Source organism: Bradyrhizobium sp. USDA 3240 (assembly GCF_054063295.1).
In genome coordinates this window covers 4,097,048-4,119,472 of the sequence record NZ_JBSSGD010000002.1, presented here as the reverse complement: position 1 = coordinate 4,119,472, position 22,425 = coordinate 4,097,048, and the positions used below count along the sequence as shown (strand labels likewise).

General features: G+C 63.8%; 18 protein-coding genes, 1 tRNA gene and 2 pseudogenes. 11 read left to right on the top strand and 10 right to left on the bottom strand.

Going from position 1 to position 22,425, the window contains the following annotated elements; translation table 11 throughout:
• Nucleotides 1–60 precede the first annotated feature (60 nt).
• The 3 genes from ACVIGA_RS20150 to ACVIGA_RS20140 form a co-directional block, all read right to left on the bottom strand.
• Nucleotides 61–267: a hypothetical protein gene (locus tag ACVIGA_RS20150; protein ID WP_456667706.1), complete on the bottom strand. Its 207-nt coding sequence runs from the start codon at nt 265–267 to the stop codon at nt 61–63.
• 488 nt (nt 268–755) lie between these two features.
• Nucleotides 756–1,787: a site-specific integrase gene (locus ACVIGA_RS20145; protein ID WP_456667705.1), complete on the bottom strand. Its 1,032-nt coding sequence runs from the start codon at nt 1,785–1,787 to the stop codon at nt 756–758.
• Nucleotides 1,788–1,889: 102 nt separating this feature from the next.
• A tRNA-Arg gene (locus tag ACVIGA_RS20140) sits at nt 1,890–1,967 on the bottom strand.
• A 130-nt stretch (nt 1,968–2,097) separates the two neighbouring features.
• Between ACVIGA_RS20140 and ACVIGA_RS20135 the strand changes: the two genes are divergently transcribed.
• From ACVIGA_RS20135 to ACVIGA_RS20125, 3 genes are all read left to right on the top strand, one after another.
• Nucleotides 2,098–3,177, top strand: a complete 1,080-nt coding sequence (locus ACVIGA_RS20135) for an LLM class flavin-dependent oxidoreductase (RefSeq protein ID WP_456667704.1) — start codon at nt 2,098–2,100, stop codon at nt 3,175–3,177.
• Nucleotides 3,178–3,296: 119 nt separating this feature from the next.
• A complete protein-coding gene (locus ACVIGA_RS20130) occupies nt 3,297–4,334 on the top strand; it encodes an alpha/beta fold hydrolase (protein ID WP_456667703.1) in 1,038 nt (345 codons plus the stop codon).
• A gap of 107 nt (nt 4,335–4,441) precedes the next feature.
• Nucleotides 4,442–4,699: a GCG_CRPN prefix-to-repeats domain-containing protein gene (locus ACVIGA_RS20125; RefSeq protein WP_456667702.1), complete on the top strand. Its 258-nt coding sequence runs from the start codon at nt 4,442–4,444 to the stop codon at nt 4,697–4,699.
• Nucleotides 4,700–4,749: 50 nt separating this feature from the next.
• Here the strand turns inward: ACVIGA_RS20125 and ACVIGA_RS20120 are convergent, their stop codons facing one another.
• A complete protein-coding gene (locus ACVIGA_RS20120) occupies nt 4,750–6,093 on the bottom strand; it encodes an oxygenase MpaB family protein (protein ID WP_456667701.1) in 1,344 nt (447 codons plus the stop codon).
• 91 nt (nt 6,094–6,184) lie between these two features.
• Between ACVIGA_RS20120 and ACVIGA_RS20115 the strand changes: the two genes are divergently transcribed.
• Entirely contained in the window at nt 6,185–6,859 is a 675-nt protein-coding gene (locus tag ACVIGA_RS20115; RefSeq protein ID WP_456667700.1) for a CerR family C-terminal domain-containing protein, read from the top strand.
• Nucleotides 6,860–6,892: 33 nt separating this feature from the next.
• On the opposite strand, the gene ACVIGA_RS20110 is transcribed toward ACVIGA_RS20115, so the two are convergent.
• A complete protein-coding gene (locus tag ACVIGA_RS20110; RefSeq protein ID WP_092120423.1) occupies nt 6,893–7,297 on the bottom strand; it encodes a YccF domain-containing protein in 405 nt (134 codons plus the stop codon).
• Between the two features lie 200 nt (nt 7,298–7,497).
• On the opposite strand from ACVIGA_RS20110, the gene ACVIGA_RS20105 reads away from it, so the two are divergent.
• Together ACVIGA_RS20105 and ACVIGA_RS20100 are read left to right on the top strand one after the other, a co-directional pair.
• The gene (locus ACVIGA_RS20105) at nt 7,498–8,103 is read left to right on the top strand and encodes a carboxymuconolactone decarboxylase family protein (protein ID WP_456667699.1); all 606 of its coding nucleotides are present in this window, start codon (nt 7,498–7,500) and stop codon (nt 8,101–8,103) included.
• Between the two features lie 265 nt (nt 8,104–8,368).
• Nucleotides 8,369–9,376: an IS5 family transposase gene (locus ACVIGA_RS20100; protein ID WP_425108649.1), complete on the top strand. Its 1,008-nt coding sequence runs from the start codon at nt 8,369–8,371 to the stop codon at nt 9,374–9,376.
• A gap of 354 nt (nt 9,377–9,730) precedes the next feature.
• Here the strand turns inward: ACVIGA_RS20100 and ACVIGA_RS20095 are convergent.
• Nucleotides 9,731–11,504, bottom strand: a pseudogene (locus ACVIGA_RS20095) (putative bifunctional diguanylate cyclase/phosphodiesterase).
• 213 nt (nt 11,505–11,717) lie between these two features.
• Entirely contained in the window at nt 11,718–12,680 is a 963-nt protein-coding gene (locus ACVIGA_RS20090) for a sensor histidine kinase (protein ID WP_456667698.1), read from the bottom strand.
• 177 nt (nt 12,681–12,857) lie between these two features.
• On the opposite strand from ACVIGA_RS20090, the gene ACVIGA_RS20085 reads away from it, so the two are divergent.
• Together ACVIGA_RS20085 and ACVIGA_RS20080 are read left to right on the top strand one after the other, a co-directional pair.
• Nucleotides 12,858–13,700, top strand: coding sequence for an SDR family NAD(P)-dependent oxidoreductase (locus ACVIGA_RS20085; protein WP_456667697.1), 843 nt, complete (start codon nt 12,858–12,860; stop codon nt 13,698–13,700).
• A gap of 147 nt (nt 13,701–13,847) precedes the next feature.
• Complete coding sequence (locus ACVIGA_RS20080) at nt 13,848–14,867, top strand: adenylate/guanylate cyclase domain-containing protein (RefSeq protein WP_456667696.1); 1,020 nt, start codon at nt 13,848–13,850, stop codon at nt 14,865–14,867.
• Between the two features lie 135 nt (nt 14,868–15,002).
• Here the strand turns inward: ACVIGA_RS20080 and ACVIGA_RS20075 are convergent.
• Nucleotides 15,003–15,992: pseudogene (locus tag ACVIGA_RS20075) on the bottom strand (IS30 family transposase); the annotation flags it as partial.
• A gap of 283 nt (nt 15,993–16,275) precedes the next feature.
• On the bottom strand, nt 16,276–17,517 hold the full coding sequence (locus ACVIGA_RS20070; protein ID WP_456667695.1) for an LLM class flavin-dependent oxidoreductase: 1,242 nt from the start codon (nt 17,515–17,517) through the stop codon (nt 16,276–16,278).
• Nucleotides 17,518–17,786: 269 nt separating this feature from the next.
• On the opposite strand from ACVIGA_RS20070, the gene ACVIGA_RS20065 reads away from it, so the two are divergent.
• Nucleotides 17,787–19,193 carry an MFS transporter gene (locus tag ACVIGA_RS20065; RefSeq protein WP_456667694.1) on the top strand — a complete coding sequence of 469 codons (1,407 nt, stop codon included), beginning with the start codon at nt 17,787–17,789 and terminating at the stop codon, nt 19,191–19,193.
• 209 nt (nt 19,194–19,402) lie between these two features.
• Nucleotides 19,403–20,584 (top strand): extracellular catalytic domain type 1 short-chain-length polyhydroxyalkanoate depolymerase, encoded by a 1,182-nt coding sequence (locus tag ACVIGA_RS20060; RefSeq protein WP_456667693.1) that lies wholly within the window; start codon nt 19,403–19,405, stop codon nt 20,582–20,584.
• A 115-nt stretch (nt 20,585–20,699) separates the two neighbouring features.
• On the opposite strand, the gene ACVIGA_RS20055 is transcribed toward ACVIGA_RS20060, so the two are convergent.
• Nucleotides 20,700–21,368: an MBL fold metallo-hydrolase gene (locus tag ACVIGA_RS20055; protein WP_223971887.1), complete on the bottom strand. Its 669-nt coding sequence runs from the start codon at nt 21,366–21,368 to the stop codon at nt 20,700–20,702.
• 175 nt (nt 21,369–21,543) lie between these two features.
• On the opposite strand from ACVIGA_RS20055, the gene ACVIGA_RS20050 reads away from it, so the two are divergent.
• Nucleotides 21,544–22,356 (top strand): RMD1 family protein, encoded by an 813-nt coding sequence (locus ACVIGA_RS20050; protein WP_223971890.1) that lies wholly within the window; start codon nt 21,544–21,546, stop codon nt 22,354–22,356.
• The last annotated feature ends 69 nt before the right edge of the window (nt 22,357–22,425 follow it).

Sequence of the window (22,425 nt, the reverse complement as noted above, 5' to 3'; positions counted from 1 at the left end):
TTAGCTCTATAAGAGAGCGCGGAAGATAAATGATGAGTAATTAGCCGAGTTGGCGTTCCATCAATGGACCGTTCGACGTTTCGTGCACGATTGAGGCAATGCACGGTTTGAAAAATATTGCTCGCGCTCATCTGGTGTCAGGTAGTAATCGACGAGCAGTTCTCTCATAGCGGCCAAATGGCCCTCTTGGTAGCGGGTTGACGGCGGATAGGTATCAGATGTCTCGATGTATTTTAGAAGATGGCTGCGAAGCTCACTTTTCGTCATGACTTTCTTATCCTTGCAGTGTTGAAGCGCGCGGCGTGATTGCGCGCTATATTTCCAACTAGGGAGGGAATGGCTTTACATACGTACTGGGCGCGGGGCGGGTGACCTTCCCGGTAAGCTAACGCATTCTCCCATTTTGCCCGTCGCCGCGATTGTCCAAGCTATAGCGCGAACCTTGGCTGAGAAGCGCACGGCGAACGTCAAATCGCTCGGGCCGGTTGGAGCATTCATAGTGTCCGTGAAATGCACCTTTATCGCTCTAAGGTCTCCCGCCGTAGTTACAAGCGACAGAACAACCGCAGGTGTCTGCTTGAACCATCCGCGTCTAGCAATGCACGTCACCACGAGAGATAGAATAGTGCCATCTTCGTACTGAAGCAGGCAGCCAATGTGATCGTCCTTTGCTTCGGCGGGCTGTAGTCCCAATCGTGCGAGCGCCATGGTGATCAACTGGACCGCGTAGTCTGGCATCTTCAATGCTCGGCTCGTCATGCTGCTGGTGCCTTGTTGTTGCGGAGCTTCGTAACGAGGTCCTCGGGCTTCAAGTGCGTGTAGCGAAACAGCATCCGCAAATCCCTGTGGCCGCTGATTGATGCGACCTCTGCGGTATTCAGTCCCCTTTCAAAAAGACGGCTGACGGCTTCATGACGCAGATCGTGAAACCGTAGTTCCTGCACTCCGTTACATCCGGCTCTCGCCGCACGTCGCTTGCAGCGTTCCCAAGCGAGCCGAAATGCGTTGGCACTGATTGGAAAGGCGTATCTGGCATCTGCGTCGGGGAGCGACCTGCGCTCTGCCAGAATTTCTCGTGCACGGTCTGTGAGAGGAATAGAGCGGGGCTTGCCGGTCTTTGTAATCGGAATGTGTAGAACCCCTGTATCGAAGTTCACATGCTTCCACTGGATAGCCAGTAATTCACCGCGGCGCATTCCGGTCTCAATGGCCATATGGATGCCATGCAAGAGCAGCGTATTGCGGACCGTAGTGCAAGCTGCACTCAGTCCGGCTAGTTCACCGGGCTCTAACCTGCGTTCTCGCCCGTTCGGTGCCTTGGGTCGTTGGAGCGAGGCTATTGGGTTTTCAAGAGAGCTGTAGCCCCAGTCCCGCCGTGCGGTCTCGAAGACTGAGCGCAGAAGACCCAGTTCGCGGATCACCGTGCCCGGCCCAACGATACCTAGGCGTTCATCACGATACTTGCTGAACTCGCGGGCGCTGATCTTTGCGAGGGGATAGGTAGACCAATGCTGGCGAAGAAACGCTTCGATGCGTTTCCTTTCGGGCAAGTGTCCTCTCTTCTTGATCGTTACGGAGTCGCGGTAGCGTATGAGGAGGTCTGCCAGGGTGAGCTTTGCGAGCGCCCTCACATCATTAGGTATCAATGTCCGATCGAGTTCACTCTCGATATGTCGCGCCCATCGCTGAGCATCTGTCTTGTTTAGAAAGGATTGAGTTCGGGATTGATAGCCTCGGCGTCGGACTTGAACCTGCCACTTGCCATTGCGAAAGCGTAGGGTTGCCATTGAAAACTCCTCCGTTGTGCCCAGCGTGTGACCGGCTGGCCTGAGGAGCTTTTGAGGCGCTTCCACTGACGCCCTAAAGCGTTGGTAGATCGAGAGAAACGCTGGCGCACCCGACACGATTCGAACGTGTGACCTTTGCCTTCGGAGGGCAACGCTCTATCCAGCTGAGCTACGCGGTGCGTACCGGCCACCATTTAGCTGATTGGCTCCGGGTCGGCAACGGCGTTGTCCGGCCGGTTAACGGCTGTAAACTGCCTGCGCCAATATGACAGGCCTGCCGGAAACGGCCGTCTTTCGAGGGAGTTTGCCCATGCGTCCGCTGGAATTCGGCTGGTATCTGCCCACGCATGGCGACACCACGGCCTATGGGCTGATGGAAGCGCAAATCGCCGGGTCGCCGGAACTCTGCGAGCGCGTGGTCAAGGCAGCCGAGGACGCCGGGTTCGAATATCTCCTGATCCCGGTCGGCTCGGTGTGCTGGGAGGCCTGGATATCCGGCGCCTTCATGGCGGCGCGCTCGGCCCGGATCAAGCCGCTGATCGCAGCACGGCCCGGCTATATCAACCCGGTGCTGATGGCCAAGATGATCTCGACCTTCGACCAGATGTCGGGCGGGCGGATCTGCATCAATTTGATCGCCGGCCAGAACGAGAGCGAGGTCGAGGCCGAAGGCGTGCGCTACGCCAAGGAAGAACGCTACGCGCTGATGGAGGAGGAGGTCTCGATCCTGAAGGCGCTGTGGACGACGCGCGGGCCGGTGAACTTCCAGGGCCAATTTCACACCATCTCGGGCGCGCATATCCGCCCGCGTCCGCTGCAGCAGCCGTTTCCAAAATTCTATCTCGGCGGCGGCTCGCGGCAGGCCTGGGAGGTGTCGGCGAAGCATTCCGACGTCCATCTGTTCTGGGGCGATCTGCCGGAGCGCATCGCGGACAATATCGCCGAGATCAGGCGGATGGCGCGGGCGCATGACCGCGAGGACGCGATCGGCTTCGGCATGCGGCTGCAGGTGATCTGCCGCGAGAGCGAGGCGGACGCCTGGGAGGCCGCCGATCAGCTGGTGCGCCACGCCACCGAGCGGCAGAAGCAGGAGATGAAGACGCTCTACGTCAGCTCCGAGGCCAATCAGCGCGTGCAGCAGCTCGCGCGCGACTATGGCGATCTCCTGATGCCGCATCTGTGGACCGGGATCACCAAGGTGCGGCCCGGTGCCGGCATCGCGGTTGTCGGCAATCCCGAGCAATGTGCCACGACCTTGCAGCAGTTCATCGACGCCGGCTGCCACTCGTTTTGCCTGTCCGGCTATCTGCACGACGAGGAGGCCGAGCGGTTCGGCCGCCTGATCCGTCCGATCCTCGCCGCGAATAACCGCGGGCGGCTCGCGGCGTGAGGTGTCTTGCCTTTCCGAAGTGTCCTGCCTTTCCGAAATTTCATGCGTGATCCGGCGTCCAATGCGCGATGATCCCGCCGGATCGCATCGCCGCTCGCGGCACCAACGGAGAATGAACCATGCATCATCGGGGCTGGCTTGCGGCGTTGACGCTGCTGATCGCGACAGCTCACGCACCGGTCGCGTCGGCAACGCAGGCACAGATCGAGCGTGACAAAAAGCCGGTCAAGGAGATCGCGAGCGGTCGCATTGCCGTCGGCGGCGCGATGTTTCCCGTCTGCCTCTCGGCCGACTGGTCCAATCCGCTGCCGGACGTCACCCGCGCGGTGCTGGTGCTGCACGGCGTGCTGCGCAATGCCGACGACTATTTCCGCGCGGCGCTGAGCGCGCAGGCCGCGGCCGGCGACGTTGGCAAGGGCACGCTGATGATCGCGCCGCAATTCTTGATCGAGCCCGACGTCGAGGCGTTCAAGCTGCCGGCGGAAACCCTGCGCTGGAGCCTCTATGGCTGGCAGGGCGGCGAGCCTGCGCTTGCGCCGAACCCGGCCAGCTCGTTCGAAGCGCTCGACGCGATCCTGGCCAGGCTCGGCGACCGCAAGCTGTTTCCCAACCTGAAACAGGTCGTCGTGTTCGGCCATTCCGGCGGCGGCCAGGTGGTGCAGCGCTATGCGATCGCGGTGAAGGGCGACCAGGTGCTGCTGCGCGAGGGCATCGGCGTGCGCTACGTCGTCGCCAATCCGTCCTCCTACGCCTATTTCACCAAGGAGCGACCGGAGCCCGCGATCGCCGCGAAGTGCGAAGGCTACAACAGCTGGAAGTTCGGCATGGACGACCGTCCGCCCTATCTCGCCGAGCCTTCGCCAACGGCGCTGGAGCAGGCCTATGTCGCGCGCCGCGTGATCTATCTATTGGGAACGCTCGACACTAACCCAAATCATCCCGCGCTCGACAAATCCTGCATGGCGGAAGCCGAAGGGCCGTATCGCTACGCGCGCGGGCATTCCTATGTCGCGGCGATGCAGGCCCGCGACCACGGCGCGCCGAACCACAGCCTGTGGGATGTGCCCGGCGTTGGCCACGAGGGCGGCAAGATGCTCAACTCGCCCTGCGGCCTGACTGCGGTGTTCGACATCCCCGGCTGCGAGGCGGCGCGCTGATACCGCACACCGGAATTTGTGCGTGAAATCGGTGGCAAGCGGCGTGGGATTGCCTACGCTCGTCTCGCGAATGGAGTATCAGAACCGACAGCTCGATGGAGAACATCATGAGAGCAGGTTTGATCATGCTTCTGACAGCCAGCGCGTTCCTCAGCTTGACCCCCGCCAACGCCGCAGAGGGATGTGGCGACGGTTGCCACAGGACCTCACGAGGTGCCTGCGTGATCGACGGCTGGGCCACCAGCGCGCCGGTCAGGAACGAGTGCCCCGCCACCTCGCGCCCACGTCCCCCCTGTGGTGGCGGCGGCTTCATCTGGCGGCGCGACTACCAGGCTTGCGCCCAGACGACGAAGGATTGGCTCTAGGCACCGAGGCCGCCGGTGCGTATGTCGCGCGGCGACCCGGTCCACGCGCCTTAGGACTTCGCGGCCGACGCCTGCGCCGGCCGATAGGCGGCGGCGTCCGTCGTAAACTCGGCGTGGCCGTAGTCCTTCAGCAGACTTTCGATTCGCTTGACCAGCCGCCGGTCGGCTGCCTCGCGCAGGCCGGGAATCCGCGACGCCAGCCGATAGAGCGCAAGCCGGGTGAACAGGAAGATCCCGACCAGTGCCGTCACAGTGCGATCCCTCGCCGTGATCGGCACGCCGATCGATGCGGCCCTGGCCCTGTCGCCGTTCATGAAGCTGTTCAGGAAGAACGTCTTCGCGAAGCTGCGCTCGAAGAATTCGAAGAGGCGGCTGCCGAAGGACTCGTCGGAGCGCAAGGTTGCCGCCATCGTGGCCCGGACCAGTTCGCCGCAGGTCTTGTCGTCATAGCCGGCCCGCAGCGTCGCGGAACGCAGCAGCATGAGATCGACAATTCCCTTCGGCGTATCGGCGAGCAGGTCTTCCGGCAGGCCGAGCAGGACGCAGCGGTAGCGCGCAAGCTCGACGCGGGCTCGTTCCTCCGGCGTGAACTCCGTGCGACCGTCAGCCAGCACCTTCTGCGCCAGCAGGAAGATCGGGATCAGTCCGGCAGGCATTTGGTCGACCTGCGGAATCGGGATGCCGTAGACCGAGATGTCCCAGTTGTCGGCGCGGCGCATCACGTTGGCGCGCACCATCGAATGCATTAGCCGCACCATCGCCGCTGCCTTGAAGCCTGCGCCGAACCGGCCGAGCGCACCGGGCAGCACAGACGTCGCGAAGAATGTCGCGGTCTCCTTGACGCGCCGTGCCGACGAGCCGCTCGACAAGGCGTTGGTGATCGCCATCGGCAGCGCCGCATACTTGTTCATGAAGGTGGCGAGAAACGCGCCGCGGATGATGAAGGGACTGAGATTGGCGGCCGCGTTGCGATCGATCCGCGCGCCTTCCTCGACCAGCTTCATGTCGAGCCAGGCGGGCGTGCGCTCCATGTCGCGGATCAGCGCGATCAGCTCGGGCGGCGCATCGGCCACCGCCTCGACGCCGCCGTCGCAGGCCTGAACCAGCATGGTGACCAGCCGGCGGAAGCCGTATTCGCGCATCAGCGCCGCATAGGCGTCGGCGGGCGGATCGCCCATCATCGTGTAACCGCGGATGAACGCCATGCGGTCGGCGTCGGCCAGCAACGCCGCGCGGGCGGCAGCGAATTTTTCGGGAAGCACGCTCGGCGTGCCGGCATCTTGCACAAATCGTTCCGGGACGATGGAGAAATCGACCTTGCCGTAGATCCCGGGATTCCTCTCCTTCTGCGCGGCGACGTTGCTGCGCAGCTTTTCCAGCGTTCCGGCCTGCATCCGCGGCTCTCCCTGATCTTGATTGGCTGCCGCGAATTTATATCAATCGATAGGAAATGCAATAAATAATATCGTGTGATATGATTTTCCGATGAGCGCACGAAACAGCCCCCTCCCGCCGCCGACGCGATCGGCCACGACCCCCTACAAGAAGGGTGACGAGACCCGCGACCGCATCCTCAACGCCGCACTCTTAGCGTTCGGCAACAGCGGCTTTGCGCGGGTGACGACCCGCCAGATCGCCGAGGAGGCGGGCATCAATCTGCCCGCGCTCAACTACTATTTCGGCAACAAGGAAGGCCTCTATCTCGCCTGCGCGCATGAAATCCTGGCGCGCTATCGCGAGAGCATGGCAGCGGTCGGCGAGGCCGCTCTCGCGTCGCTGCAAGGATCGCCCGATCCGGACGGCGCCCGCGCGCAGTTGAAGCTGCTGCTCACGACGCTGGCGCGCTTCCTTCTGACGTCGGCGAGCGAGCAGAATCGCTTGTTCGTCCAGCGCGAGCTGGCGGATCCCGGGCGGGCGTTCGAGGTTCTCTATGCCGGGCTGTGGCGGCCGGGAATCGAGCTCGTGGCCCAGCTGATCGTCGCAGCGTCCAGCGCGCGATTGACGACGGCGCAGGCGCGTGTCCGCGCCGTGATGATGATTGCCGGGCTGACCGGTTTCCAATCCGGCGCGCCGATCATTTCGCGGACGATGGGCAAGGCAGCCTCGCTGACGATGGTGATCGAAGCGCTCGAAGCGCAGGTCGACGCGCTGGCGCGCTGACGAGCGCCTCGCGATCCGCCTGCAGACTGCGCCTTACGCCGGCACGATCACCTTGCCGATCGGCCACAGCGCGATGCCGGCAAGCTTGAGATGCGCCCAGGCGAAGGGGATGCCGATGATGGTCACCGCAAGCAGGATCGCGGTGATCAGATGGCCGATCGCAAGCCACCAGCCGGCCAGGATGAACCAGATCAGATTGCCGATCACGCCGAGCGGTCCGGTTCCGATATCGGACATGCCGGTGACTTCATCGCGCCGTACCGCACGCGAGCCGAACGGCAGCAGCGTGTAGACCGCAATGTTGAACGCCGCGCGCGCCCAGGGCAGCCCGATAATGGTGACCGCCATGATGACGGCGGCGATCAGCCAGCCGAATGCCATCCACGCGCCGCCGATCAGGATCCATAGGATATTGAGGAGGATAGACACAGGCTGCATGGCTGACACCTTCGCGCCGCTTCGGACGCCCTCAATATAGGCTGATGTCGGCTGTGGCGGTAGGTGCGGCCCAAACGCGCGCCGACCTCGTTGCATCTCTTTTGATCGCGACTAAGCTCGCGCGCCGCGCAGGACCCGAGAAGCCTGCATCGGAAAGGGAGAGCAACAATGAGAAAATTACTTGGGCGGGCGTTCTGGCAGTGCTGACATTGACCGCGGCGGCCGCGCGCAGCGAGGACGCCGCGCGTTTCGCACCGCTCAAGGCCGAGGAGCTGTCGCCGCCGCAAAAGGCCTGGGCCGACCTGATCAGCGCACCGCCGCGCAACGCCAAATTCGCCGCGCCGCCTTACCGCGCCTATATCCGCAATCCCGATCTGGCGCCGAAGCTGTCGAACCTGTCGGATTATCTTCGCTGGAACACCTCGCTGCCGCCGCGGCTGAGCGAAATGGCGATCCTGATCACGGCGCGGCACTGGACCGCGCAATATGAATGGTCCGCGCACTACCCGCTGGCGATGAAGGGCGGGCTCGATCCCAAGATTGCAGACGGGATCGCCAAGGGCACGCGGCCCGACGGCATGAAGGACGACGAGGCCGCGCTCTACGATCTCGGCATCGCGCTCTATCGCGACAGGAAGGTCAGCGACGCCGTCTACAAGGCCGCGCAGGAGAAATTCGGCGAGCGCGGCATCATGGATATCATCGGCATCATGGGCTACTACGATTTGGTCTCGATGACGCTGATCACGATGCAGGCCGGCTCCGCCAATGACAGCGTGCCGCCGCTCCCGGTGCTGGAGAAGTAGCTGCATCCGCAGCTGTCTCGCTACCCTACCTCGTCCGCTTGCGGGTAGGGCAATCGCATACAGTCTATGGGGCTATATCCTCGTCCCCCGCCGTCATCGCCCGGCCTGTGCGCAATTGCGCACATGGACCGGGCGATCCAGTACGCTGCGGCCTCTCGGCTCAAGCACTGCTGCCTCTGGAATACTGAATCACCCGCTTTCGCGAGGGCTTTGCAGAAGTCATCCGGGATGATTCTCTTTGGTGAAGGATTCGCCGGAGGAACGGATGGCGGAACGCCAGATTGGTCAATTGAGCTTTACAGACGGACTGGTGAATGACGCGGCTCGGGCCAATGCGCCATTGCAGCGAGTGTCGGAACTGGTCGACTGGAGCGCGATTGAAGCGCTGCTGAGCGGCTTGCGCAGCGGGTCGATGGGAGCGCCAGCTTACCCGTCGCTGGCGCTGTTTAAGGCGCTGTTGCTGCAGCAATGGTATGGGCTGTCCGATCCGGGGCTCGAGGAAGCGCTGGTGGACCGCCTGTCGTTCCGGCGCTTTCTGGGCCTGTCGCTGAGTGAGCCGGTGCCGGATCATTCCACGCTGTGGCGTTTCCGCGAACAGCTGGCCAAGAGCGGGCTGGCGGAGCGCGCGTTTGCCCTGATTACGGCGCAGATCGAGAAGTCCGGCTTCGTCTTGAAGCGCGGCACATTGATCGACGCTTCGCTGATCCGCTCGGCGGTTAATCCACCCGAACCTCCGGATCCCGATTTGCCCCCGGATGCAGACGGGCGGCCCGCCAGCAAGCTGGTCAAAAGCGCTCACGATCCTGACGCTGCCTGGACCAAGAAGGACGGCAAATATGCCTTCGGCTACAAGATGCACGTGGCGATGGACCAAGGCAGTCGCATCATCCGGCGCCTCGCCTTTACGCCAGCCAATGTCAACGACACCGTGCCCGCTGACGGGCTGATCTGCGGCGACGAGGCAACGGTCTACGCTGACAAAGCCTACGATACCATCGCACGACGTGTGCGGTTGAAGCAGATGGGTATTCGCGACGGCATCATGCGTAGACACAACCGTTGGCTTCGCTTGGGACCTTGGGCGGTGCGTCGTAACGCGGTCATCTCGCATCGACGTGCGCCGATCGAGCCGTTGTTCGCATTGCTCAAGCGCGTCTACGGCCTTGCGCGTGCCCGCTATCGCGGCCTGATGCGCAATGCCGCAGCTTTCCAGCTCGCCGCGACCGCGATCAATCTCCAGCGATGGGCCAGGACGCCACCCCACATCGCCTAACCAAACGAGGCATCTAGCCATCACGGCTGACCCGTCCAAGCCACCGACCGGCCCAAGCAACCAGCGCCTGCCCTGTCGATTTGCTCCGCTTTCGCAAAGCCCTCGCATGCGCGGGTGATGACGCCGCGTGGCGATGCTGGAACGACGGGTCCCTTCAACAAGGTCCGCCGCGTCGAACGCCGGCAGTCGCCGGCTACTTTGCATGGGGTTGTTTTCGATATTTTTGCAGCGCGCCCCCGGGCAAGCCATCGCATCCGGTTTTCGGCCTCGATCCATGGCCCGGCCATGACGACGTGGACACGTCAGTTGCGGGAGAGGGAGTGCAGTCCCGTCGCGATTGCCCTCTGACTCGCGTCAGCGCCTGAAACCGCTGGCGCGGGAGTAGCTCTGGCGGCCTTCCTGGGCCGGGCGCGCGGCCATGCTGGCGCGGGTCTCGCTGGCAACCGGCGTCGCGGGCTTCAAATCCTCGAGGAAGATCGGCTTGGCGAAGTAAAAGCCCTGGGCGTAGCGGATCTTGGTCGCCGCCTGCAGATAGGTCAGCTCCTCGTAGGATTCGATGCCCTCGGCGATCACGGTCATGCCGAGCGGCGTCGCTCAGCGATTCGATCGCGCGCAGGATGCCCTGGCTGCGCGGCCGCTGATGGATGTCGGTGATGAAGGAGCGATCGATCTTGATCTCGTCGGCGGTGATGTCGGCGAGGGCCGACAGCGACGAATAGCCGATGCCGAAATCGTCGATCGAGATGCCGACGCCGATGCCGCGCAGGATCGGCAGGATCTGGTCCTGGAAATGCGACCGGGTCACGAACGCGTCCTCGGTCACCTCGATCATGAATCGCTTCGGGAAGCCGGTCTCCTCGATCGCGCTCGCGAAGCGGCGCATGAACTCGAGGTTGGAGGCCTGCTTGGCGGCGACATTGATGCTGATCGTCGCCGTGGGGCCGAACGTGTCGTTGATCAGGTCGATCGACTTGACGATCTCCGCCAGCACCAGAAACGTCAGCTCGTCGATCAGGCCGAGCTCCACCGCGAGGTCGATAAAGGTGCCCGGCGCCTGGATCACGCCCTCGTCGTCGCGCAGCCGCACCAGCGCCTCGATGCCCTTGACCTCCAGGGTGCGGATATCGACCTTGGGCTGGAAGGCGCAGCAGAAGCGCTTTTCCAGGATCGCCAGCCGCAGCGACTGCTCGACCTTCATCCGCGCCAGCGCCTCGCGCTCCATGCTGTTGTCGAAGAACGCGATCGAGCCCTTGCCGTTGTTCTTGACGCGGTACATCGCGATGTCGGCGTTCTGGCGCAGCGCCTCGTAGCCCCGGCCGTGCACCGGGTAGAGGCTGACGCCGATCGAGGTCGAGGCGAAGATCTCGGAGTCCTCGATGAAGAACGGCGCTTTCAGCCGCTCCTGCATGACATGGATGAATTCGGCAACTTCGTCATTGCCGCTGATCGGGTTCAGCAGCAGCAGAAACTCGTCGCCGGAGATCCGGGACAGGATATCGGTCTCGCGCAGCGCGTGGCCGAGCCGCTTGGACAATTCGACCAGCAGTGCGTCGCCGATCGCGTGGCCGTAATAGTCGTTGATGTGCTTGAAGTTGTCGACGTCGAGGAAGGCGAGTGCGAATTGGCTCTGCGAGGAGTCGCGGATCAGGTCGTTGACGCGATGCTCGATCACCCGCCGGGTCGGCAGGCCGGTCAGTTCATCGTAGTAGGCCGAGCGAAACAGCTGATCCTCGAACGCCTTCTGCTCGCTGATGTCGGTCGAGGTCGAAATCAGGAGATTGCGCCCGGCGATCTGCACCGGCCGGTGCGAGGTCAGGAACACGTATTTGGATGCGCCGCAGGCGAGGACTTCCTCGATCACCACCGGACGGCCGCTGCGCAACAGGTCCAGATTGGCGGCATGGCGCTCGTCGACCGGCGACGGCTGGCTCGCACCGGCCGCCAGCTGCAGCTGGCTCGCTGCCGCTTCGTTCACCAGGATGAACTGGCCCTGCTCGTCCTGGACCGTCACGCCCGCCGGCAGCAGCTGGAGAAGATCGCGCAAGATGCGCAATTCATTGCTGGAAATATCGTCCTGGCCGGTCGCTGCCGTGCCCGCCTGAAAATCGTTTTTGGTGAAACTATGCATGTGCCGACCTTGGCAAAGTCCGTTGTAGTTTTGGTTAAGCGGACTTGCGAAATGCCGTGACAGAAAGAGACCCGGGCTGCTTTCGCAAGCCGTCGCGGCAATCGTCATTAACAGAGTATCAATGTCGGCATCGGCCGCCGGTGAAAGCGATTGCGCAGCGCGCGGTTGCATCGGCACGCGCAAATAAAGCGCATGTGCCGAAAAGCAGGCTTATCAACAGTTGGGAAGATTGCACTGCATGATGCAGTGAACGCCGGTCTTCAGGTAGCTGATCTCGGTCTTGCCGTCGAACGGCCGCAGCGCCGACTTCAAGAGCTTGGTGCCGAAGCCGGCTTCGCCGATGACCTCGACCACCGGTCCCTCGGTTTCGTCCCAGATCACGTTGAGACGCCCATCGTCCACCGACCATGACACCTGGAGAAATCCGCGCGGCGAGGAGAAGGCGCCGTATTTTCCGGCATTGGTTGCGAGTTCATGGAAGATCAGCGCCAGCGAGACGGCGAGCTTGGCGGGCAGGAACAATTGCTCGCCATTGAGATTGAACCGCACATGGCCGTAGGGGCCGAGCTCCGAGCGCAGCAAATCCTTGATATCGCAGCCATAGCCGTCGACCCGCGCGATCAGATCGTCGGTCGCCGCGAGCGCGCGGATGCGATGGTCGATGCGCTGCCAGACGTCGGGCCGGTCCTGCAGCGCCTGATGCAGCACGGCATGAATGGTCGAGGACTTGTTCTTCAGCCGGTGCTGCAATTCGTCGACCACGATCTTGCGGTACTGTTCCTCCTCGATCAGACGCTTGGAAACCTCGCGCTGCTGCGCGACCAGGGAACGGTAGTGCTCCACCCCCCAGATCGCGATGCCGCACACCACCCAGAAGATCATCAGCAGCGCAAAGCGCGCCGGGTCGGCGTGGGCGCTGCTGAAATTGAGCAGGACGCCGAGCAGGCCGCTGGCCAGCGCGGTCGCGATCCCGATCCGGAAGCCGCCAAGGGCGGTGGCGAAAAATACCGCCGGGAAATAGGGCGTGAAGAACACGTCTGGCCTGATCTGGGCGAGCCCGAACCGCGCGGCCGTGGCCAAAACGAGACACAGCACGGCGAAGGCCACCGCAAGCCGCAGCGACGGCTGCGCATCGCCCCGCCAACTCGCTCTGAAATCGTCGATCCACTTCGCCATCGGTCGCTCCAGTTCACGTGAACAGGCGACCCAAAATAAGGCCGCTGCGACCGAAAAACCGCAGTTGTGGCCTTCTGGCCACAGGTGGACCTCGCCGGCCGTTAACCGCGCCTGCGCTTGCGTTGGCGGGAGCGGCTGGGGAATATCCGCAACATCAAACGTCAAAGGGGGACCGGCATGGGACGGCTGGACGGCAAGGTCGCGATCATCACAGGCGCGACCAGCGGCATCGGGTTGCGCACGGCCGAGATCTTTGTCGCGGAGGGCGCGAGGATCGTGATCGCCGGGCGCCGCGCGCCGGAGGGCGAGGCACTGGCGCACCGGCTCGGCGGCAACTGCATCTTTCGCCAGACCGACGTCACGGTCGAGGAGCAGATGCAGGCGCTGATCGCGCTCGCGGTGGAGAAGTTCGGCCGGATCGACTGCCTATTCAACAACGCCGGCGGCCCGGCGCAGACCGGCGGCATCGAGGGCCTCGACGTCGAGCGGTTCGACGCTGCGATGGCGACGCTGGTGCGCAGCGTTATGCTCGGCATGAAGCATGCTGCGCCCATCATGCGCCAACAGGGTTCCGGCAGCATCATCAACAACGGCAGCATCGCCGGACGGCTCGCCGGCTTCTCCTCGTCGATGGTCTACGGCGCCGCGAAGGCGGCGGTGATCCATTTCACCAAATGCGTGGCGATGGAGCTCGGTGAGGCCGGCATTCGCGTCAACTCGATCTCGCCCGGCGCGATCGCCACCGGCATTTTCGGCAAGGCGTTAGGGTTGTCGACTGAAGCCGCCGAGCAGACCCCGGCTGTGATGCGCGAGGTCTACAAGGCGGCGCAGCCGATCCCGCGCGCGGGCCTGCCCGACGATATCGCGCATGCCGCAGTGTTCCTGGCGAGCGACGAATCGAGCTTCATCAACGGCCACGACCTCGTCGTCGACGGCGCCATGACCGGCGGCCGCAACTGGAGCCAGCAGCAGGCGGGCTACGTCGCGCTGCGCAAGGCGTTCGATCAGGGGGCGGGGTAGTCGCATCCGTCATTGCGAGCGAAGCGAAGCAATCCATCGTGCCGCCGGCCGGGAAGTGGATTGCTTCGTCGCTTCGCTCCTCGCAATGACGCGGGGAGAGCACACGATGGCATACGGAGTTGCGATCTGCTGTTGGCCGTGGTTCGCATGAACGCGAAGCTTGAACGCCGGCTGCGCTATCTCGTCGCCGTCATTGTCGCGGGCGCGGTGGCGAGCATCGGAATCAATCTCGTGCAGGGCCGTCATACTCTTGGGCCGCTCGTTGCGGGATTCGCTTATGCCTTCGTCACCTGTGTGGCGATCGGAGGGGTCGAACTATTCATCCTTCAGGGCCCGATGATGGAACGGCTTAATCGCTTGTCCTTTATCGGGCTTCTTGCCGTACGCAGCACGATCTACGCCGTCATCATCATCGTCATACAATTGCTCCAGGTCGGCGAACGGGTTGCCGGGTTTCCGCTGCAGACCTCGATCGCGGATTTCGGCGTCAGCATCGCCTATTCCGCCGCGGTCTCGGTGCTGCTGAACCTCGGCTTCAGCATCGCCAATCTGATCGGCCCGCGCGTCTTCATGAACTTCGTCTCCGGCCGCTATCACTCGCCGGTCGAGGAGAACCGCTTCGTGCTGTTCGTCGACATCGCGGGGTCGACCGGGCTTGCCGAGCGGCTCGGCGGCATCGGCATTCACCGCTTTCTCGATCGTACCTTTCGTCTGCTCACGGAATCCGTCGTGGATTATCGCGGTGAGGTGCTGAACTATGTCGGCGACGAAATCATCGTGACCTGGCAGGAACGCGTGGGAGCGATCGACTGCCGGCCGCTGCGCTGCTTCGTGGCGATGCGCGCAGCGCTGCAGAAGGCGGCGCCGCAGTTCGACCGCGAATTCGGCGCGGCCCCGCAGATCCGCGGCAGCCTGCATTTTGGCCCGGTGATCGTTGGCGAGATCGGCGATATCAAGCCGGCCATCGTGTTCAACGGCGATGTCATGAACACCGCGGCACGACTGGAGGAGCTGAGCCGCAAGGTCGATGGCGGCTTTCTCGCCTCACGCACGGCGATGGCGCGCTTTGCCGCGCCGCCGCCGTTTCCGGTGAACGATCTCGGTACGCTTCCGATCCGCGGCCGCGTCGACGGCATCGACGTCGTCGGGATCGGGGCGGTGGCGTAACGCGTCTGGATTCGCGCGCTGCGACAAAGGAGGGCGGAACGAAGAGCAAAGCTCGGGCAAATCGTGTCGCGAGAACGCGGAGGTATGACTCACCGGCCGCGCCACAAATTGATGTCGTCCTGGCGAAAGCCAGGAGGTGGATTCACACTCGAAGTGCAACACTTGATCGGCAAAGGACTCCGCAGGCGTGCGGTAGTCAAGGGATTTGCGTGGGGTGTTGTTGTAGGTGGCGATGAACTGGCGGAATCTGGCGGTCGAGAGGGTTACGAGATCCGTTTTGCGAGGGATGAAGCGGCGCATCCTGCCGATGGCGTTCTCGATACCACCCTTCTGCCAGGGCGCGTGGGGATCGCAGAAGAAGGTCTCGATCGAGAGGCGATGTAGCGCCAGGTGACCGGCAAACTCGGTGCCGTTGTCGAAGGTGACGGTCTGGCGCAGCTCTTGTGGAAGGGCAGCGAAGAAGCGGACGAGATGGCGTGCGACACCGCGCGCAACCTTGCTGGCAAGGCGGATGCCGAGCAGCAGGCGAGAGGTGCGCTCATGCACGGTCAGCACGGCCTGACCGTACTTCGAGAACATCATCAAATCGGCCTCCCAATGCCCGGCGACGCTACGGTCGGCAACCTCAAGGGGCCGATTTGCCAGGGAAACACGGCCTTCGATGAAGCTTGCGGGGCTGCCGCCTCGCTTGCCGCGGAGGCCGCGCTTGCTCTTGGCGCGCGGCAGGTAGCGTCGCCAGCTGAAGTCCGAGGTGCGCCTGAGTTGGCCATAGATGAAGCGGTAGATGGTCTCGTGGGAGATCACCTTGTGCCCGCACTCGCGGGCCAGCCGGCCGGCGATCTGCTCCGGCGACCAACCTCGGCGAAGGCGTTGCAACACCGCGCGGCGCAGGACGGGCTCCCGTTCGAGGCGTCCGCCCGTCCAGCGCCGCGCTCGCATCTGTTGCTGGGCATAATTTGGCTTGTAGCCAGCCTGAACGCTCCGATTACGGCTCAGTTCCCGAGAGATTGTTGATGGCGAGCGATCCAGAGCTGCCGCGATTTGCCGGACCGAGCTGCCATTGGCCGATAGACAGGCAATCTCGCATCGGTCGTCCAGAGAGAGCTGCTTGTAAGTCCGCCCCATGGCAACACCTCCTCAAGGAAGTGTTGCACTTCGTTTGTGAACTCAGGGGACCCATTACCCCGAGCATCAGTCGTTGCGTGACGTTGGAGCCACGATCTCGTTCACAACCAAATGCGGTGGTTATGGGTCCTGGCTTTCGCCAGGACGACGCGGGGAGGGAGGTGTGTGCGCAACTCCATCCCCGTCATACCCGCGTAACGGCTTCGCCGTTGTTGCTGCGCGAGCGTCGCCGGATGACGGGGCAACCAGCCGTACGCGGGCAACGCGACGAACGGCGCAGCGCTCACACCTTCTGCTTCGCCGCTTCCTTCGCGAGATCGGGCGCATTCACGGCCGGGATCGCGACGCGGCCGGTGCCGGTTTGCTGAAGCGCCGCGGCGGCCTTGTCGTTCTGCATGATCTTGGCCATGACGGCTTGGCCGGCACGTTCGAACACCGCGCGGTTGTCGATCACGAATTGGCGCGACTTGCGCAGGCCGTCGATATAGCCGTTGATCTCGGGCACGACATAGCGCGCAACCATGTCCCAGCTGCGGCGGGTGTTTTCGGGGTTGGCCCAGTCATGGGCGAAGCCGATGATCGAACCGACGCCGCCGGAGACGTCGACCAGGTTCTTGATCATCTTGATCAGGTCATCCGGCGTGCCGATGGTGGAGGCAGCACCTTCGACGAAGGCGGTTTTGTCGACGGCTTCGTCCGGCGAGGCGAACGCGGTCAGTCCCGGCCGCATCAAGGTGCCGACGTTATATTCGTTGTGCCAGCGCAGCAGCCCGGCACCGGCCTCGCGCCGTGCCTGCTCGCGGGTCTCGGCGATGTGCCAGGACAGCAGCACACGCCAGTTGGCGCGGCTCACCGTCGTGCCGGCCTTCGCGGCGGCGTCCTCGGCGAATTGCCACTGCTGCGGCAGCGCCATCAGGCCCTGGGTCGACATCGAGCCGAGCGAGATGATGCCGATGCCGTACTTGCCGGCGAGCGTCATGCCCGACGGCGAGATCTGCGAGGCCACCACGAACGGCATGTCTTCCTGCAGCGGCAGGATCTGCAACGCGGCGTCGTGCATCTCGAACCAGTCGGTCTTGGCGGTGACGCGCTCGCCGTTGAACAGGCGGCGGATCACCGCGATCGCCTCGTCCTGGCGGTCGCGCTGGGTCATCGGGTCGATGCCGAGCGTATGCGCGTCGGAGGCGAGCGCGCCGGGGCCGGAGCCGAAGATGGCGCGGCCGCCGGTCATGTGGTCGAGCTGCACCATGCGCTGTGCGACGTTGAAGGGATGGTGATAGGGCAGCGAGATCACGCCGGTGCCGAGCTTGACGCGCTTGGTGCGCTCGCCGGCTGCGGCCAGGAACATTTCCGGCGAGGCGATCGTCTCCCAGCCTGAGGAATGGTGCTCGCCGCACCAGAATTCGTCGTAACCGAGCGCGTCGAGCTGCTCGACGAAATCGAGGTCGCGGCGGAATTGCAGCATCGGATGCTCGCCGATCGGGTGATGCGGGGCGAGGAAGGCTCCGAACTTGAGGCGCGCCATTGGTCGTTCTCTCCGGATGATTGTTATCGGGGGCTTTCCGCCAACCTACGGGGTGGCCCGGGGCAAGGCAATGCTCCGGGGTTGCGGCGCCCGCATGGTTGTTGCGCGAATCGGCGACGATTGCCGCCCTCCGGAATGTTTCCCAGCGCATCAACGCAAATTGGCGCCGGTTCGCGCGTCCGTGATCCCAAGCCTACCTCGCAGGTAATCGAAGCGATGACGGGAATCTGCTGATGTCGGTCGCGACGTCATTTCGGGCAGGACAGGGCATGCACCAGATCGTTTCGACGCGCGGGGAGACCTCCCGCCGCTGGTGGGTGCTTGCGATCGTGGTGTCGGCGCAGTTCATGTTCGGCGTCGATGCCTTCATCGTCAACGTCGCGATCCCGACGATCGCGGCGGAGCTGCACGCGTCGCCGGCGCAGATCGAGGCCGTGATCGCCATCTATCTGATCGCCTATGCCACGCTGGTGGTCACCGGCGGCCGGCTCGGCGACATCCATGGCACAAGGAACGTGTTCATCGCCGGCGTCGCGGGTTTCTCGGTGACCTCGCTGTGGTGCGGTCTCGCGCAGTCCGGACCCGAGCTGATCATCGCCCGGCTGGCGCAGGGCGCGACGGCGGCGCTGATGGTGCCGCAGGTGCTGGCGACGCTGCATCTGCTGTTCTCCGATGCCGCCCGCGCTCGGGCCTTCGGCATCTACGGCATCGTGCTGGGGCTCGCCGGCGCGGCCGGCTTCATGCTCGGCGGTGTGCTGGTGACGCTCGATCTCGTCGGCCTCGGCTGGCGCGCGGTGTTCTTCGTCAACGTGCCGTTCGGCGTCATCATCATCGCGGCCGCGCTGAAGATCATGCCGACGGTGCCGCGCCGATCCGGCACGCGGCTCGATATCCCGGGCGCGATCGTGCTGTTTGTGGGCCTGCTGTGCCTGATCGGGCCGCTGCTGTTCGGTCACGATCTCGACTGGACGGCGTGGGTGTGGCTGGTGATGGCCGCAGGTGTTGCGATCATTGCGGCCTTCGTGCGGCTCGAGCGCCGCGTCGCGCGCCGCGGCGGCATGCCGCTGATCGATCTGTCGCTGCTGTCGGATCGCGCCTTCATGCGCGGCCTGGTCGCGGTGTTTTTCTTCTTCTTTGCGAACCTGTCCTTCTATCTGATCATGACCATGTTCATGCAGAAGGGCTTGCAGATCCCGCCGTTGCAAGCAGGGCTCGTGTTCGTGCCGCTGGCGCTGACCTTCGTGATCGCCTCGCGGCACAGCGGCATGCGTGCGAGGCATCGCGGCACGCTGGTGCTGATCGAGGGCTGCGCGCTGCAGGTCGTCGGACTCGGTGTGCTGGTCGCGACGGTTCAGGCGATCGCAGCGCCATCGGCACTGCTGCTCGCACTGGTGCTTGTGATCTTCGGCTACGGTCAGGGCCTGGTGATGGCTCCGCTGTCGAGCGCGGTGCTGTCGAGCGTGAAGCCTGCGAGCGCCGGCGCCGGCTCCGGCATGTATGGCACGACGACGCAGATCGGCAACGCAGCCGGCGTTGCCGCGATCGGCGCAGTGTTCTTCGCTGTCGAGAGCGCGACGTCAGCGCATCTGGCGCTGTATGCGGCATGCGCATTGTTTGGGCTGTCGATCATTATTTCAGCCGCATTTCTGTCATGGATGCGCCGCGCCACAGCGTGAATCCGCAGGGATCTGGCGCGCATTCTTGAAAAGTTGGTGCTCAAACAAGGTGCTAAGGCAACTGTTTCGACCAGCCCGCAGCGCGATCACGCGTTAACGCCGATTCTCACATTTCCGCAGGGAAAGACAGCGCACGGCCTTTTCATTTTGCAGTGCAGCAATTATCTGATCGGGTGACACAGAAGAATAAATCACCTCAGGAGTTGCTGTTGTCCCTGGTCAACAACGTCGAATTCTTGCGTCATCTGCCCAAGATGAACGCGTTCAGCGGTCTCGGCGCGCTTGCGCCGGCCGTGCCGACGCCGCTCGTCGAGACGACCGAATTCGGCGTCAACCCCGGCGATCTCAAGATGTTCTCGTTCGTGCCCGCGCAGCTTGCGCGGTCGCCCGCGCTCGTCGTGGTGCTGCATGGTTGCGGCCAGGCGGCTGCGTCCTACGATCTCGGCGCCGGCTGGTCGACATTGGCAAAGCACTACGGCTTTGCGCTGCTGATGCCCGAGCAGCAGGCGATCAACAACGGCAACACCTGCTTCAACTGGTTCAATCCGCAAGACATCGCGCGCGGGCAGGGTGAAGCCTGTTCGATCCGGCAGATGATCGCGCAGATGGTCGGCGCGCATCAGATCGATCCGCAACGCATCTACGTGACGGGACTGTCCGCCGGCGGCGCGATGGCCTCGGTCATGCTCGCGACCTACCCGGATGTGTTCGCGGCGGGCGCCATCATTGCCGGCCTGCCGTTCGGCGTCGCCACCGATCTGCGCGAGGCGCTCAATGCGATGATGCATGCGAGCGCACTGTCCGCGCCCGAGCTCGGCGGTCTGGTCCGCAACGTGTCCACGCATGACGGCGCCTGGCCGAGGATTTCGGTGTGGCACGGCAGCGCCGACCGCACCGTGCATCCCGGCAATGCCGATGCGATCGTCCGGCAGTGGCTCGACGTTCACGGCCTGCCGCCGGCTGCGATGTCGAAGGCGGATGTCGACGGCCATCCGCGCGAGGTCTGGTGGAATGCCGACGGCGAGACGCTGGTCGAATCGTTCAGCATCACCGACATGGCGCATGGCACGCCGCTCGGGCTGGCCGACAATGACGAGCGCTATGGCGTGGAGGGCGCCTTCCTGATCGAGGCCGGAATCTCCTCGTCGTATCATATCGCGAGCTTCTTCGGCCTGACCGACAAGGTCCGTCAACCGCATATCGCGCCGACCGGAATCCCGCGCGAGCGCGCCGACACGATCTCGATGACGATCCCGGTGCCTGCGGCCGAGCCCGAGCCTATGCCCGCATCCGGCCGCAAGAGCGACCTGCCGCGCAAGCGACGGAGCAAGGGTGTCGACGTCGGCGGTGTCATCACGCGGGCGCTGACCGCCGCAGGCCTGATGAAGTAACGGCGGATGAAGTAGCTAGAGGTTCGGTTCTGATTGAATCAGAACCGAACCTCTAGATTCTTGTTTTGACGCGTTTTCTTCACACGAACCGGTTTCCACTTCGCTCGAAAACGCTCTACATCTCGCCGGTCAGGAAAGGGTTCGTCATCCGCTCCTGGCCGATGCTCGATCCGGCGCCGTGGCCGCAGATGAAGCCGACGTCGTCGCCGAGAGGCAGCAGCTTATCCTTGATCGACTTGATCAGTTCCGGATGGCTGCCGCCGGGCAGGTCGGTGCGCCCGACCGAGCCGGCGAACAGCACGTCGCCGACATGAGCGAAGCGCAGCTCCTTGTTGAAGAACACCACGCTGCCAGGTGAATGGCCGGGGCAGTGCAGGATGTCGAAGGTGAGGTCGCCGATCGAGACCTGATCGCCCTCGTCGAGCCAGCGGTCGGGGCCGAAATTGCGCACCCCGGTCATGCCGAAGCGCTCGCCGCTCGAGACCACGTTGTCGAGCAGATATTTGTCCGCGATATGCGGGCCCTCAATCTTGACCTGTAGCGCATCGCGCAATTCGGCGGCGCCGCCGACATGATCGATATGGCCGTGGGTCAGCCAGATCTTCTCGACCGTCACGCCGGTCTGCTTGATCGCGGCCTGGATCTTCGCCACGTCGCCGCCGGGGTCGATCACCACGGCCTTCTTGGTCGGCTCGTGCCAGATGATGGTGCAGTTCTGCTCGAACAGCGTCACCGGCACGATGATCGCGCCGGCCTTCGGTTTGGTGTCGGTTGTCTCGTTCATGGGCGCACCATAGGCTACCGGAAAATGCCGTCAACACGCTCGGGAAATGCTTTTGACCCGGCGTGTGCTCCCAAAACGGACCGTGATAAGGTCACCTCCAGCAGAACACCTTCGTGAGCAGGCCGGCAAACCGTTGCTCTCGATCATGCGTTAAGTCCTCGCAGTCCGGAACTTCATGACCCAGGCCCCCAACTCACCGCTCGGCGGACCCCGGACCACCGCCCGCGCCTTCTTCGTCGCGGACCGCATCAACACGTCCGGCCTCGAGCGCGGCGACGTGCTGGCCACGACGCCGCTGGCGTTTCGCGTCAATGACAATGGTGTGGCGATCCTGTTCCGCTACGGCGTTGTCGTCCTGATCGGTCTCAACGCGCTGGAGGAGGATGAATTCCTGCGCAGCCTGCAGTCGCGCATGACCGGTCTGTTCACACGGCGCGAGGAGGAGATCGCGATCATCGAGGTCGCGACTGACAGGGAAGACCAGATTCCGCCGGGCGGTCCGATCTATCTGCAAAGCCTGTCGCCGGAGCGGCTGATCCTGGTCGGCGAAGCGCTGGCCAAGAGCGTGGTGCTGGCGCGGCATGAGCGTGAGGTCCGGGCGGTCTTCGACACCACCGAGCCGTTGGCGCGCGAGCTCGCCAAGGGCGGCCAGGTCCGAGGCGGCCGCGTCGCGATCCTCAAGCACATCGGCAACGCGCTGTTGGTGCGACATCGCGTGGCAGGTCCGGTCGAAGTGTCGGAGAAGCCCGACATCCTCTGGGACAAGCCGCATCTCGAGCGGCTCTATGCCCGGCTCGAGGACGAGTACGAATTGAAGGAGCGCGCGGAATCGCTGAACCGCAAGCTCGCCGTCGTGGCCGAGACCGCGCAGGTGCTGACCGATATCATCGACACCAGCCGCTCGCTGCGGCTGGAGCTGATCATCGTCTTCCTGATCCTGTTCGAGGTGCTGATCACGATCTATCAGCTCGCGATCGCCCGCCACTGACGCATTGCAGCCATTTTTCCGTCCCGAATTGTGCGTCATCCCTGAACCGGCAGACCGCCCCGGGGCGCG

Bases quoted from the DNA above. Each gene is read 5' to 3' on its own strand.
- ACVIGA_RS20080 (WP_456667696.1), top strand. From the start codon at position 13,848: ATGAACGCGAAGCTTGAACGCCGGCTGCGCTATCTCGTCGCCGTCATT.
- ACVIGA_RS20145 (WP_456667705.1), bottom strand. From the start codon at position 1,787: ATGGCAACCCTACGCTTTCGCAATGGCAAGTGGCAGGTTCAAGTCCGA.
- ACVIGA_RS20115 (WP_456667700.1), top strand. From the start codon at position 6,185: ATGAGCGCACGAAACAGCCCCCTCCCGCCGCCGACGCGATCGGCCACG.
- ACVIGA_RS20050 (WP_223971890.1), top strand. From the start codon at position 21,544: ATGACCCAGGCCCCCAACTCACCGCTCGGCGGACCCCGGACCACCGCC.
- ACVIGA_RS20090 (WP_456667698.1), bottom strand. From the start codon at position 12,680: ATGGCGAAGTGGATCGACGATTTCAGAGCGAGTTGGCGGGGCGATGCG.
- ACVIGA_RS20125 (WP_456667702.1), top strand. From the start codon at position 4,442: ATGAGAGCAGGTTTGATCATGCTTCTGACAGCCAGCGCGTTCCTCAGC.
- ACVIGA_RS20150 (WP_456667706.1), bottom strand. From the start codon at position 267: ATGACGAAAAGTGAGCTTCGCAGCCATCTTCTAAAATACATCGAGACA.
- ACVIGA_RS20085 (WP_456667697.1), top strand. From the start codon at position 12,858: ATGGGACGGCTGGACGGCAAGGTCGCGATCATCACAGGCGCGACCAGC.
- ACVIGA_RS20070 (WP_456667695.1), bottom strand. From the start codon at position 17,517: ATGGCGCGCCTCAAGTTCGGAGCCTTCCTCGCCCCGCATCACCCGATC.
- ACVIGA_RS20130 (WP_456667703.1), top strand. From the start codon at position 3,297: ATGCATCATCGGGGCTGGCTTGCGGCGTTGACGCTGCTGATCGCGACA.
- ACVIGA_RS20065 (WP_456667694.1), top strand. From the start codon at position 17,787: ATGCACCAGATCGTTTCGACGCGCGGGGAGACCTCCCGCCGCTGGTGG.
- ACVIGA_RS20135 (WP_456667704.1), top strand. From the start codon at position 2,098: ATGCGTCCGCTGGAATTCGGCTGGTATCTGCCCACGCATGGCGACACC.
- ACVIGA_RS20100 (WP_425108649.1), top strand. From the start codon at position 8,369: ATGGCGGAACGCCAGATTGGTCAATTGAGCTTTACAGACGGACTGGTG.
- ACVIGA_RS20055 (WP_223971887.1), bottom strand. From the start codon at position 21,368: ATGAACGAGACAACCGACACCAAACCGAAGGCCGGCGCGATCATCGTG.
- ACVIGA_RS20110 (WP_092120423.1), bottom strand. From the start codon at position 7,297: ATGCAGCCTGTGTCTATCCTCCTCAATATCCTATGGATCCTGATCGGC.
- ACVIGA_RS20120 (WP_456667701.1), bottom strand. From the start codon at position 6,093: ATGCAGGCCGGAACGCTGGAAAAGCTGCGCAGCAACGTCGCCGCGCAG.